This is a genomic window from Agarivorans sp. Alg241-V36 (genome assembly GCF_900537085.1).
In the GTDB taxonomy this organism is placed as follows: domain Bacteria; phylum Pseudomonadota; class Gammaproteobacteria; order Enterobacterales; family Celerinatantimonadaceae; genus Agarivorans.
In genome coordinates, this window is the sequence record NZ_UNRE01000004.1 from 370,711 (window position 1) to 383,971 (window position 13,261).

A 13,261-nucleotide genomic window follows, 5' to 3' on the forward strand; every position below is an offset into this window, starting at 1 on the left:
TTATTCATGAAAAATTATCAGATGTACATCAATGGTAGCTGGATTGACGCAAAATCTGGCGCAACAGCCGAGGTGCTTAACCCTTCAACCGAGGAAGTGATAGCCACCGTTGCAAACGGCGATGAAACAGATGCCGAGTTAGCAATGAGCGCCGCATTAGCGGCACAAAAACAGTGGCGTAAACTACCCGCCCGTAAACGCGCAGAAAAACTCTATGAACTGGTGGCAGAGATAAAAGCTAACCGTGACTTCTTAGCTAAATTGCTGGTTCAAGAGCAAGGAAAGCTGCTTAAAGTTGCGCGTATGGAAGTAGACGTAACCTGCTCATTTATTGAATACGCCTGTGAATGGGCACGCCATATTGAAGGTGACATTGTTGAATCAGATAACCCTGACGAGCACATTTGGATCCACAAAGTACCACGCGGTGTGGTAGTAGCGATTACGGCTTGGAACTTTCCGCTCGCCTTGGCTGGTCGAAAAATTGGCCCAGCCTTAGTTGCCGGCAATGCCATTATTGTAAAACCCACTACCGAGACCCCGTTAGCCACTTTAGAGCTAGCCAAGCTAGCCGACAAAGTCGGTTTACCTAAAGGTTTACTCAACGTGGTCACCGGCCCAGGCAGAACCCTTGGCGATGCACTAGTGCGCCATCCGAGCACCAGTATGATCTCAATGACCGGTAGTACTCCTGCTGGTCAAGCCATTGTGCGCGCTACTTCAGACAACTTGGCTCATGTGCAATTAGAGTTGGGCGGTAAAGCACCTTTCATTGTGCTGGAAGACGCCAATATAGATGCTGCGGTGGATGCAGCACTGAGCTCCAAGTTTGATAATTGTGGTCAGGTATGTACCTGTAATGAGCGTTTATATGTTCATCAAGCCATTTACTCAGAATTCATGGAAAAGCTACTGGCTAAAGTCACCGCGCTAAAAGTGGGCGACCCAATGAACGAAGATAGCGACATGGGGCCCAAAGTAAGCGCTAAAGAGCTAGCCAATATGGAAGCCATGGTTGCAAAAGCCCTTGAAGAAGGGGCGAAGTTGGCCTGTGGTGGTAAGAGACTAAGTGGTCCAGGGTTTGAAAAAGGCTATTGGTTTGAGCCAACAGTTTTTACTGACGTAACCCAAGACATGAGCCTCGTTCACGAAGAGATCTTTGGCCCTATTTTGCCCGTAGTTAAATTTGCTGAGTTTGATGAAGTGATTAACTATGCCAACGATTCTGAGTATGGTTTGTCAGCGATGATTTTCACCAACAGAATCAAGTTAGTCATGGATTTGGTAAACGACCTTGAATGCGGAGAGATTTATGTAAACCGCGGCCATGGCGAACAACATCAGGGCTTCCACAATGGCTACAAGCTTAGTGGCTCTGGTGGCGAAGATGGTAAGTATGGTTTTGAGCAATACCTAGAGAAAAAGACCTTTTACGTAGATTTCTCTAAATAACACGGTTTTCTTAGGAAGTGAGCCAAGCACTTATTAGCACCAAGTGCTTGGCTACCCGCAGTTTAGAAATCGGAGAAAAACAAAAAAGCAACAATAACTAAACGCAAATGATAAGGGTGGCACCATGTTCTACATCGGATTCTTTTTAAGCTTAGTGATGATTTATTTGGGCATGCTCGAAGTTATACAGTGGCGACGCCAACACCAATAATGACTCACGAACTATTCTGAGATCTTAGCCAACCAGGCTATGTATACAACTACGCCTCCTTGGTAGGCGACATCAAGCTCAGCTCATTCCCAAAAATGAGTAAGCCGCAAGTTAAGTTCTCGCCAATTTACTCTAAGCCCATGATATGCGATGCTTTAATTCGCTAGCATTACCACGGAAAAATTGCTGAATGAACGTGATAGATACCAAGGCCTTCCCGGTGATACCGCCACATATTCAGCTGCAATTTGGCTATCAAGTGGTAGAACTTGGTCACTCCTATTTCTCAATTCAACAACTCGTTTCTATCGAACAGCCGCATCAGCTTGCAGCTTTAATGGAGGGATATTTAGAGGGCTCGCTGAGTAGTAAATTTAGCCAAGAATATATGCTTCTCGCCATACTCGGTGCCATTGTGTTTTGGCAGCAAAGTGGGCAGTTAAATGCTAACGACGCCAGCATCGCTCAGCAACTATCAAATCGCCTTCATCAGCATTTAAGTTCACTGGCTCGAGCGCGAGGCGACAGTAATGAGCTAGCCCCAGCTACACCGCAGCCAGCAAATATACGAAGCCACTATTGTCAGTTTGAGTTCGCCGATAACTGGCAAATAAAAGTAGGCAAGTGTAGCCCAAATCAGCGCTTTGGCATTTGGTTTAGCAGCCCAATTACTTGGGATGTAGAACCACCGCTGCCTTATATTTTGCAACAGCTTAATGCCTGCGCTAAGGCTTTGTTGCTCGCTCCACTTAGTCAAGCGCAGCTTAAGCTAGCACTTGAGCAAACACTTAGCGCTTGGTTGGCGCAATTTGGTCTGCAGCATCCCCATGTACTGCAGCCTTATGCCGAATGGGAGTTCGAAGATCTTAGCCTCACCCAACAAGCTTTATGCGAAGTATATTGCCAAGCTCAGGCCTTGTTAGACAGCCTAGCCTAGCTCGCAGACTATTTGTTGATTTATGAAACAAGGCCTATTTTGACCACTTGCTTAATATAATCCCTACCTTTGTCTTAAAAAAGTCATAAATCTTACCTAAGCTGCTTGCAGTTCACTGCCTAAGACGGTAACTATGGTTTAACAAACCAGTGTTTGGTTTTAACAGATTTTAAGGAATGCTATGCAAATTCGCCCTATTCATGAAGAAGACGCGGTTGACGTGGCCATGCTAGCAAAGCAGCTAGGCTACAACCCAACGGCACAAACAGTGCTACCGAATATTCACGCTATATTAGAAAACCCAGCTCATCAGGCTTTTGTTTACCTTAACGAGCAAGAACAAATAGTGGGTTGGGTTCATGTATTTATCGCCCTACGTTTAGGCTCATTACCCTTTGCCGAAATTAGCGGTATGGTGGTGGATCAAGACTCGCAAAATCAAGGTATTGGCCGCGCGCTGGTTAAACAATGCCGCCATTGGGCCACTAGCCGCGGCGTAGGTGAAATAAGAGTTCGCTGCGATAGTACTCGCGAACAAGCCAATCAATTCTACCAGCACATCAAATTTAAACAGCGTAAAACACAACGGGTATTTGTGCGCGATCTGTAGCTGTTCCTTCACTTTGCTTGTGGTAATATTCCGCTGATTTTTCCTTTTGATAAAGAGACGGTTATGACTACAGCAATTATTGGCGCTATGGAACAGGAAGTGGTTGCACTTCGCGAGTTGATCGACAATTGTGATACCTATAGCTTTGCTGGTTGTGAATTCTACAGTGGTGAAATAAACCAGCATCCCGTGGTTGTAACGCGTTCCGGTATCGGCAAAGTAGCCGCTGCCATTGCCACCACCGTTTTACTACAACGCTACCAGCCTACTCAGGTGATTAATACCGGCTCTGCAGGTGGTTTTGACCCGGCCCTTAAAGTGGGTGATGTGGTTATCTCTAACGAACTGCGATACCACGATGTAGACCTTACTGCCTTTAGTTATGAAATGGGCCAACTCCCAGCTAACCCAGCCGCCTATAAAGCCGATGCCAAACTTATCGAGATTGCAGAGCAGGCTGCCACTCAGCTAAGTGGTCACCAAATTGTGCGTGGCCAAATTTGTACTGGCGATATCTTTATGGCTGACCCTGAGCGAGTAGCAAAAGCCCGCGCAGATTTCCCAAATATGGCTGCAGTGGAGATGGAAGGTGCTGCAATAGCCCAAGTTTGTCACTTAGCTGATATTCCTTTTGTAGTGATTCGTTCACTGTCAGACATCGCTGGCAAAGAGTCGCCATCATCATTTGATGAATTTTTAGAAACTGCAGCCAAGCATTCAACTGCCTTAGTGCTTGCCATGTTAGAGAAGCTTAGCGACTAATGGACGAAAGCTCTTGGCTGTGGCTTAGCCTCAGCCTGCCTTTACTGGGCATTGCTTTAGAACGTTTAATACCTGGTCGTGGATTTGGCCAGGTAATGCTTTTAGTGCGCTGGTTTGCCGAACAACTTGCCAACAAGGTAAATCGCAGCGGCAACGGTCCCCGGCAACAACGCTTGGCCGGTGGAATGGCTTTACTGGCTATTTTGTTGCCTCTGAGCCTTGGTCTGGCGCTGTTTAATCACCTCACTCCAATCAGCGTTGTCGTCGATAGTTTACTATTGCTTTGTTTACTGCAATGGCAAGCGCCAATGCACAGTTATCATCGCATCACCCGCTTACTCAACAAGCAGCAACACAAACCGGCTCGAACTATATTACGCCCCTGGGTATTACGAGATTGCGATAGTTTAACGGCTGTTGGTGTGGCTAAAGCTTCCGCAGAAATGCTATTGCTGAGGTTAGCGGCCAATTGGTTTGGAGTAATTTTTTGGTTTATGTTGGGCGGCATTGTTCCTGCCTTAATCTACCGCATCATCACCGAGTTACACTTTGCTTGGAACCCAAAGCTGGTGCAGTATCGCCAGTTTGGCCACATTGCTAGCCGCTTCTATCAGTTATTTAGTTACCTTCCCTTTCAGCTGCTGGCTCTTATCATTTGCTGTTATGGCAAACTGTCTCGCAATAAAGCGGCCCTTAGCGAAGGATTTCGTTGGCCTTATATTGGCAGCGGAAAGTTAATTAGTGTTAGCGCCAGTAGCTTACAAAGTGAACTGGGCGGGCCGCGCCACTATCAACAGCAAAAGGTTGAACAAGCCCGCTTTGGCCCAAATCAGCAATATCCAGAAGCAGCAGAGCTAGATAGACTGGCCCTAAAACTGAATATGAGCGCCTTGCTGTATTTAGTTATTCTTTGTCCCGTTTACCTTGCCCGCGTTATTTACTTGTAAGGCTGCTAAAGCTGCCAGCCATCAACTGATACTTGCCTTACTAGCGGTACTTGCTAGCGCGGCAGTTCATGCTAAACCACAACGCATTATTTCCTTAGCCCCTCATTTAACCGAGCAAGTGTATGCCCTAGGTGCCGGTGACAAACTGATTGCCACCGTAGACTATGCCGATTACCCCGAAGCAGCAAAGTCGCTGCCACGCATTGGCAACTATCAATACATTAGCCTCGAGAGCATTATTTCGTTAAAGCCCGATTTGGTTTTAGTGTGGCAACAAGGCAATCAGCAAAGCCTCGCCCAGAAGCTGCGAGCACTAAACATCGAGGTATTTGTTTCCAAGCCCAAGCGCTTAAACAGCCTGCCTAAACAGCTTGCTGAACTCGGTAACATCTTAGGGGAGGCTGAAACCGGTCAGCGTTTAAGTCAGTTTGCCGAACAACAGCTTTCCGAAATGGCTGAGCAATATCAGTCTAAAGACAAAGTGAGCGTGTTTTACCAAATGTGGCATACACCGCTGCGCAGCATTTCGGCAAAAAGTTGGATTAATGACGGCATTCGCTTATGTGGCGGGGAGAACATTATGGCTGAATCAGTGGCGCCCTACCCTTTGCTCTCGGAAGAGTGGGTGCTGCAAGCCGATCCACAGGCTATTATCATTGCCCAGTGGCAGTTTGAACACTCTTGGCAACAATGGCCACAACTTCAGGCCGTGCAACAGCATAATATTTACCACCTCGACCCTGACAAAGCTCATCGCCTTACACTTCGAACCCTCGAGAGCCTTAAGCAACTTTGCAGCATGCTCGAAAAAAGCCGAAAAAAAACCCACCCAGATAAACTGAGTGGGACGAGAGCATATACGAGTGAAGAAAAATCTTCGTAGTAACTAATGAAAGTGTTGTGCCAATTTTAAGCAAGCAAATGGCTCTCTGGATTTTTCAACAGACAAAACCACCCCTAAAGAGGTGTCCGGAGTTTTATGTGGTGATTCTGTATACAGTTTTCGATCAAACCAACAAATATGCTTTAAGGTTCAGACGATAAATTCTGCAGCAAAAACTGCGCTATTTAAGCGCCTGCACTAGATTAAATCAGCCTGCGCCAATTTGGTCAGCAAGTGCTCGCTAAGCTGCTTAGCTCACGGCTTACCGCCTCGAATCTGGCATTCTTACGGGCATCTGGCTACAATCGCGATAATCTCTGTGTTTGTATGTTGGAAGTAGATTGCTAAGCTTATTACCTAAACGTCATCGTCGGCTGTTGTTTGTTGCCATTATTTTAGTAATAGCGGCACTACTGATACCCAGTGAAGATAAAGCAGTTAAGGCAAGCCAACGTCAAAACATCGACCTTTCAGCAAAAGCCTCTAACACACAGCAAGCAACGCCAATCGCAGCGCCAAACACTAGCGAACCCAGCTTAGAAAAACTGCAACTCACAGAAACACCGCGGGTTGCAACTCCCCAAGTTCAAGAAAACAAAACGCAACCAGTCGCACCAGCGGAAGCATTTGCTGATACACCAGTAGCGGTCACCTCCGCAGAACAACAAGAAGTAAAACCAGAGCAAAGCAGTGAAATAGCAAAAACCAGCGATCAGCCAAGCCCGCTAACCCAAGCAGGTAGTGCAGCAGACAACAGCGTTAAAGTGAGCGATGCAGCAGAGTTAATCGCTCAGCTACAACAAGGTAAAGAGCTCAACCTTGGCGTTCGTTACCCATTGCAACTGACCATTGAGCCACAACAAGCCCCAGAAGAGCCCGAGAACTTTTACACCCTTAAGCGCCAAACTGTAAAATCTGGCGATAGCATGGCCTTAATCTTTTCTCGGGTCGGCTTAAGTGCCCGCACCTTATACGACATTGACCAATTGGGTGGAGAAGCCAGAAAGCTGCGCACCGTTCACCCCGGCGATACGCTCGACTTTTACTTGGATGAGCAAGATCGCTTGATGGAGTTGCATTACCCGCAATCCAAGTTTCAAACCCTCATTATTGAGCGCGATGAGCAAGACAGATTTGCGGTTAAGGTGGATACTCAAGAACTTGAGGTAAGGACTAACTTTGCCCAAGGCACCATTAACTCGAGCTTTTGGAATGCAGGCATTAGTGCCCAGCTTAGCCAAGGGCAGATAATGGCGCTGGCAGCCATCTTTGGCTGGGACATCGATTTCGCCTTAGACATTCGCAAAAACGACAGTTTTATGGTGCTATTTGAAGAGCATTTTGTTGATGGTCAATTCGCTGGCAATGGCGACATTATCGCCGCTGAGTTTATTAACCAAGGTGATGTATTTCGTGCAGTTCGCCACAAAGACGGAAACTATTACACACCTGAAGGCAGACCAATGCGCAAAGCCTTTTTACGCGCACCGGTTAACTTCAAATACATCAGCTCTAACTTCAATCCACGTCGACTACACCCAGTAACAGGCAGAGTACGCGCACATAACGGCATTGATTATGCGGCTAAAGTTGGCACCCCAGTGCAAGCTGCCGGCGATGGTAGAGTGACTAAATCCGGTTACAGTAAGTACAACGGCAACTATATATTTATTCAACACAGCAGCGCCTATGTCACCAAATACTTGCACCTACATAAACGCTACGTAAAAACCGGCCAGCGCGTTAAACAGGGCAAAAAAATCGGCACGGTTGGTGCGACCGGCCGAGTTACCGGCCCACACTTACATTACGAGTTTTTAGTACACGGGGTACATAAAAACCCACGTACGGTAAAACTGCCAACCTCAACCCCCTTAAAAGGCAAACAAAAAGACATTTTCATGCCGATTGCCAAGGTCAGAATCAAGCAGCTAGACAATACCAAACGCGTATTGCTAGCGATGAACTAGGTGATTAAATGACTGACATATATGTCGGCTTAATGTCTGGCACCAGCATGGATGGCGTTGATGCTGTAGTGGTGGATTTTAGCCAAGCAAAGCCCAAACTTCTGGCTCACCATCAGCAAGCCATTCCAGCACATTTGCTAGAACAGCTACATGGTTTATGTAGCCCGGCAAACAATGAAATAGCGGCCATGGCCGAGGCCAGTGTTGCCGTAGCCGAGCTATTTGCATCAAGCGCTAATCAAGCTATTCAGCAAGCAGGGCTGAATAGCCAAGATATATCTGCCATTGGCAGCCATGGGCAAACCATACGCCATTTCCCCGAACTCAATTTCAGCCTACAAATTGGCAGCCCCAGCCATATCGCTGTGCAAAGCAATGTTGATGTGATTGCCGATTTTCGTAATAAAGACATGGCGCTAGGCGGCCAAGGCGCTCCTTTGGTACCCGCCTTTCATCAAGCTATGTTTAGCAGCCGAGATGAAGCACGTTTTATTGTAAACATTGGCGGTATTGCTAACCTCACTCGCCTACTGCCCGAGCAAACATTGCTGGGCTACGACACTGGCCCAGGCAATACTTTGTTAGATCAACACTTTAAACGCCACCATCCGCATGGCTTAGATTATGACGATAATGGTCAATGGGGAAGAAGCGGTACCTGCCAACAAGCGCTTTTGAAGCAGATGCTGGCCGATGAGTACTTTGCTTTAGCAGCGCCCAAAAGTACTGGTCGAGAGTACTTTCATTTAGCTTGGTTAGACCGTTTTCTTGAACAGCCTGAGTTCGCTCAATTAGCGCCTGTAGATGTACAGTGCACCTTGCACCACCTAAGCTGTCAAAGCATTGCTCAAGAGTTACTAGATGCAGAAAAGGGCACTATCTATTTATGTGGTGGCGGTGACAACAACGGCTTTTTATTGGAATTGCTAGCCGAGGCACTGCCCAAACTCTCCCTTAGCCGCACCTCCAAGCTAGGCATTCCTGAACAAGCCTTAGAAGCCATGGCTTTTGCCTGGTTAGCGCGCTGCTTTAAGCTCAAGCAAGCGGGCAATGCCAGCTCGGTAACCGGGGCAAGTCGCACAGCCATTCTTGGCGCGCTATATCCCGCCCAATAGAAAGGAGGGCTACTACCCTCCTTCATTTATTAATACAAGCTTAAGCTGAAGAAGTTTACGCCCCCAACAGCTCTTGCTCTTTTGCTTCTTCTATCGCAGCTTGTTTATCTTTGCGGCTAAACTTAGCACCCAGCATTAACAAACATGGGGTTAGAATTAGGGTTAGCAAGGTAGCAAAGCTTAAGCCGCCAGCAACTGCAGTAGCCAACTGAGACCACCATTGTGACGATGGCGCGCCTACCTCGAAACTACGTTCAAACACATCAATATTAAGCTCTAACACCATTGGCATTAAACCTAGAATGGTAGTGATGGTGGTTAGCATCACCGGGCGTAAACGCTGAGCCCCAGTGCGCATAATCGCTTCTTGAGCCGCAATGCCTTGGCGGCGCAGCACATTGTAAGTATCAATCAATACAATGTTATTGTTCACCACGATCCCCGCTAAGGTAATCACGCCTAAACCACTCATAATAATACCGAAGGCTTGTCCGGCTATTAACAAGCCCAGTAGCACGCCAATAGTAGAGAACAACACCGCCGAGAGGATTAACAAGGCTTGGTAGAAGCTATTGAACTGGGTGATAAGAATTAAGCCCATCACAAACAAGGCCACTAAGAAGGCTCTTCCTAAAAACGCCATGCTCTCTTGTTGGTCTTCATTCTGGCCGCGCAGCTTAATATCAACCAAAGGATCGAGCTCTAACTGCTTAAGCTGTTCCTGAACTTTAGGTAGCTCAATGCTGAGGTTTTGCCCGGCAGCAACGTCAGCACTCACCGTAAGTACTTGGCGACCATCCACTTTATTGATCACATCTTGTTTTGGCTTAGCCTCTAAAGATACGAAGTTAGTGATTGGTACCAAGCCGTAGGCAGTTTTAACCCGCAACTCACTGAGTCGGCTAATGCTGCGATTCTCTTCTGGGAAACGCACCCGAATTTCTAATTCATCATCCACATCATCGGGGCGGTAATCGCCAATGTTCAAACCATTGGTGACAAACTGAACAGTGTTGCCCAACAAGGTCACATCGGCCCCAAAGCGGGCGGCTTTAGCTCGATCTACCTTAAGCTGCCATTCAATGCCCGGCTTGGTGGTAGAGTCTTCGGCATTCACAAAGTGAGGATTATCATCAACCAACTGGCGGATTTTCTTGGCCATTGGCTCTAAACGCTCAGGAAAGCGCGAGCTTAGCTCCAATTGCAAATCTTTACCCGCTGGCGGACCGGCTTTGTCTTTGCGAAACTCGATTTCTAAACCTGCGATAGGCGCTAAGCGAGAACGCATATCTTCGATGATTTCATTAGCAGGGCGGCGCTCGTTCCAGTCTTTAAGGTTAACTCGAATATCGCCCAGTTGATCGCCACCCACTTTGGTATAAAGCGTATCGTAGTCTTCCAACTCAATAATACGGCGCTCAACCTCTAACATTATTTGCAGCTTTTCATCGGTGGAGTAATCACCGTGGGAGCGAACAATAATGTTATAACCCACAGGCTCTACTTCAGGGAAAAACTCTACGCCTTTACCAGCACTGCCATAAGCCATAATCACTGCAATAGCGATAACAATGCCCAAAGCTAATACCCGTAAGGGCGCGTTTACCGCTTTGTGCAATACCCGCAGATAAAAGCCGGTAAAGCCTTGTAAGCCTTGCCACTCGCCTTTGTCTGCCTTAATTAAGGCTTGCTGTTGCTTGGCGCTTAACTTACGCGGACGACCAAAAATGTTACCCAAAGAAGGCACAAAGATTAGCGCCATCACCAGAGAGGCACTCAAGGTCGCAATTAAAGTTAAAGGCAAGTAACCCATAAACTGCCCTACCATGCCTGGCCAAGCCAGCAGCGGAGCAAAAGCCGCTAAGGTGGTGGCAGTAGAGGCAATAATTGGCCATGACATACGCTGTGAGGCTAACGAGTAAGCCTGATGCCTAGGCACGCCTTCACTCATTTGCCTATCGGCAAATTCCGTGACCACAATGGCCCCATCCACCAGCATTCCCACTGCCATAATCAGTGAGAACAACACCACCATGTTGATGGTAAGCCCGCCCAAAGACAGCATTAAAATACCGGCTAAGAAGGAACCCGGAATGGCAATGCCCACTAACAGTGATGAGCGCACGCCCATAACTGCAATAATCACCACCACTACCAGCAATACTGCCGACAGAATGTTGTTTTGCAGCTCTGAGAGCATGGTGCGAATATCTTTAGATTTATCACCGGCGTAATCGATAATCACCGAATCGGGCCAAAACTTGCGCTCTTCAGCAATCAGTGTTTTTACCTGCTCAATGGTTTCGATCAGGTTTTCACCTGGGCGCTTACTCACTTCCAAAGAAATGGTTGGTTTACCATTTACTCGAGCATAGGTGCTGGCATCTTTAAAAGTTCGCCTAGCCGAGGCTACATCGCCAAAGGTAACGATGCGGTCGCCATCCACCTTAATCGGCAGATCAATCACATCTTTTACGTTCTCAAATACCGCCGGTACTTTTACCGCAAAACGGCCATTGCCCGTATCCAAGGTACCGGCCGTTACCAAACGGTTATTACGGCTAACTAAGTTATAAATATCCGCTTGATCTAAACCATAAGATTCCATCAAGAGGGGGTTTACCGTAATCTCTAAGAAGTCTTCACGGTCACCACCAATATTAACTTCCAATACCTGCTTCATGGTTTCCATTTGGTCTTGCAAATCACGAGCAATAGTAAGCAAGGCGCGTTGTGGTAAGTCGCCCGATAACAACACCGTAATGGCCGGTTGCTCGGTAGCTAAAGTCACTTGATGCACCTCTGGTTCATCACCACCTGCTGGCAATTTAGGTTTAGCTTGATCAACCTTGGCGCGAACATCTGACAAAGCTTGGTCGATGTCTACCCCAACAATAAATTCCAATACCACCGAGCCATGGCCTTCGCTGGCGGTAGCGGTCATCTCTTTAATGCCTTCTAAACCCTGTAGTTCTTGCTCCATAGGGCGCAATAACAAGCGTTCGGCATCTTGCGGCGAAATACCATCGTGAGGAATCGACACATAGATAACCGGGATCTCTACATCGGGATCAGACTCTTTGGGAATATTGTTGTAGGTAATGATGCCAGCAACAAACAAGAACAGCAGAATAGACAGTACGGTTCGGGTTCGCGACAAAACCGCTTCAATAAAAGCGTGCATTATTCAGCCCTCTCTTGAGCTAACAACTCCGCTTTGGTGACCGCTTCAACCTTGTCGCCTTCACGCACAAAACCTTGGCCCAAAACAATCACATCATTGTCACCACTAAAGCCCGACAGCCAAGCGCCGTCAGGATCTGAGCGCACCAAACTTGCTGGTACAAATTTAACAATGTCATCTACTACGGTTTTCACCCCAAGATTGCCTTGTTCATCAAGGGCTAATACCGCCGGGCTTACTTTAATCGCTTCAACCTCCTCAAGAGGAAAGCGCACCCCAGCACTCACGCCAGCCATTAGTTTTTGCTGTTTGTTATCTAGCAATACTTCTACTTTGAAGGTACGGGTATTGGGATCGGATAAGGTGGCGATGAAATCGATGGTGCCTTCTACTTCTTCTCCAGTGACTAAACTTACGTGGGCTTTTTCACCAAGAGAAAGCTGCGAAATATCGCGCTCTGAAACATCAGTGCGTACCAATAATTGCTGGGTATCGGCCAGCCTTAAGATAGGATCACCAATACCTAAATAGGCACCAGCTTCAACAATGTTTTCTTCAAAAATACCGGTGTAAGGTGCCAGTACCAACGTATTATCAATCGCTAGATTGAGTGTTTTCACCATCGATTCAGCTTCTACTAGAGAGGCTTTGGCTTCGGCCAAACGCGCTTTGCCTTGGAAGCCCTGTTTGCTTAGCGCTTTTACCCCGGCGTATTCAATGGTGCGCTGCTCCAATAAGGCTTCTGCACGCAGTAGCTGCGAGCGCCTGTCTTGAATATCGAGGCGAGCTAAAGCTTGGCCTTTTTTAATGGGCCGGCCTTCGGCGACTAAAAACTCCTGTAGGCGACCCGATACCTCTGCTGAAATAACACTTTGACGACGCGCTTCGGTTTGCCCGTATAAATGCAAGCTACGTTCAATCGTCTCAGCAGTGTAGGTTTTTACTTGCACGCGCGTTAGTTTGTGAGCAGCTTTCTCAGGCTCTGGTTTAGCTTCATCGGCATTAGTCATTTGACCCGAAAGCATCCAAAACACCACTACAGCAACAATAAAAATAGAAAGGATATATGGGCGAGCAGCAAAAAACTGTTTTACGGAAACAGACACAATCAAACACTCCCTGTCGATGATTCAATTAAGCAAATCAGTATACAAGTTAGTGCAAACAATCTATATGCTTTGCCGAAGACT

General features: G+C 47.2%; 10 protein-coding genes. 8 read left to right on the top strand and 2 right to left on the bottom strand.

Features of this window, described 5'->3' with window-relative positions; translation table 11 throughout:
* Nucleotides 1-6: 6 nt before the first annotated feature.
* The 8 genes from aldA (at nt 7) to G6R11_RS11585 (ending at nt 8,887) form a co-directional block, all read left to right on the top strand.
* A complete protein-coding gene (gene aldA, locus G6R11_RS11550) occupies nt 7-1,452 on the top strand; it encodes an aldehyde dehydrogenase (protein WP_163133222.1) in 1,446 nt (481 codons plus the stop codon).
* 401 nt (nt 1,453-1,853) lie between these two features.
* On the top strand, nt 1,854-2,600 hold the full coding sequence (locus G6R11_RS11555) for a hypothetical protein (RefSeq protein WP_163133223.1): 747 nt from the start codon (nt 1,854-1,856) through the stop codon (nt 2,598-2,600).
* A 181-nt stretch (nt 2,601-2,781) separates the two neighbouring features.
* Nucleotides 2,782-3,210: a GNAT family N-acetyltransferase gene (locus G6R11_RS11560; RefSeq protein ID WP_163133224.1), complete on the top strand. Its 429-nt coding sequence runs from the start codon at nt 2,782-2,784 to the stop codon at nt 3,208-3,210.
* 63 nt (nt 3,211-3,273) lie between these two features.
* A complete protein-coding gene (mtnN, locus tag G6R11_RS11565; protein ID WP_163133225.1) occupies nt 3,274-3,972 on the top strand; it encodes a 5'-methylthioadenosine/S-adenosylhomocysteine nucleosidase in 699 nt (232 codons plus the stop codon).
* Nucleotides 3,972-4,919 (top strand): cobalamin biosynthesis protein, encoded by a 948-nt coding sequence (locus G6R11_RS11570; RefSeq protein WP_163133226.1) that lies wholly within the window; start codon nt 3,972-3,974, stop codon nt 4,917-4,919. The genes mtnN and G6R11_RS11570 overlap by 1 nt, the downstream gene beginning before the upstream one ends.
* Entirely contained in the window at nt 4,897-5,802 is a 906-nt protein-coding gene (locus G6R11_RS11575) for a cobalamin-binding protein (RefSeq protein ID WP_163133227.1), read from the top strand. The genes G6R11_RS11570 and G6R11_RS11575 overlap by 23 nt, the downstream gene beginning before the upstream one ends.
* A gap of 341 nt (nt 5,803-6,143) precedes the next feature.
* Nucleotides 6,144-7,772, top strand: a complete 1,629-nt coding sequence (locus G6R11_RS11580; RefSeq protein WP_163133228.1) for a peptidoglycan DD-metalloendopeptidase family protein — start codon at nt 6,144-6,146, stop codon at nt 7,770-7,772.
* A gap of 8 nt (nt 7,773-7,780) precedes the next feature.
* Nucleotides 7,781-8,887 (top strand): anhydro-N-acetylmuramic acid kinase, encoded by a 1,107-nt coding sequence (locus tag G6R11_RS11585; RefSeq protein WP_163133229.1) that lies wholly within the window; start codon nt 7,781-7,783, stop codon nt 8,885-8,887.
* A gap of 55 nt (nt 8,888-8,942) precedes the next feature.
* Here G6R11_RS11585 and G6R11_RS11590 read toward each other — a convergent pair whose 3' ends face one another.
* Together G6R11_RS11590 and G6R11_RS11595 are read right to left on the bottom strand one after the other, a co-directional pair.
* Nucleotides 8,943-12,071 carry an efflux RND transporter permease subunit gene (locus G6R11_RS11590; RefSeq protein ID WP_163133230.1) on the bottom strand — a complete coding sequence of 1,043 codons (3,129 nt, stop codon included), beginning with the start codon at nt 12,069-12,071 and terminating at the stop codon, nt 8,943-8,945.
* Nucleotides 12,071-13,177, bottom strand: coding sequence for an efflux RND transporter periplasmic adaptor subunit (locus G6R11_RS11595; RefSeq protein WP_163133231.1), 1,107 nt, complete (start codon nt 13,175-13,177; stop codon nt 12,071-12,073). The genes G6R11_RS11590 and G6R11_RS11595 overlap by 1 nt, the downstream gene beginning before the upstream one ends.
* Nucleotides 13,178-13,261 lie beyond the last annotated feature (84 nt).

Bases quoted from the DNA above. Each gene is read 5' to 3' on its own strand.
- aldA (WP_163133222.1), top strand. From the start codon at position 7: ATGAAAAATTATCAGATGTACATCAATGGTAGCTGGATTGACGCAAAA.
- G6R11_RS11555 (WP_163133223.1), top strand. From the start codon at position 1,854: ATGAACGTGATAGATACCAAGGCCTTCCCGGTGATACCGCCACATATT.
- G6R11_RS11560 (WP_163133224.1), top strand. From the start codon at position 2,782: ATGCAAATTCGCCCTATTCATGAAGAAGACGCGGTTGACGTGGCCATG.
- mtnN (WP_163133225.1), top strand. From the start codon at position 3,274: ATGACTACAGCAATTATTGGCGCTATGGAACAGGAAGTGGTTGCACTT.
- G6R11_RS11570 (WP_163133226.1), top strand. From the start codon at position 3,972: ATGGACGAAAGCTCTTGGCTGTGGCTTAGCCTCAGCCTGCCTTTACTG.
- G6R11_RS11585 (WP_163133229.1), top strand. From the start codon at position 7,781: ATGACTGACATATATGTCGGCTTAATGTCTGGCACCAGCATGGATGGC.
- G6R11_RS11590 (WP_163133230.1), bottom strand. From the start codon at position 12,071: ATGCACGCTTTTATTGAAGCGGTTTTGTCGCGAACCCGAACCGTACTG.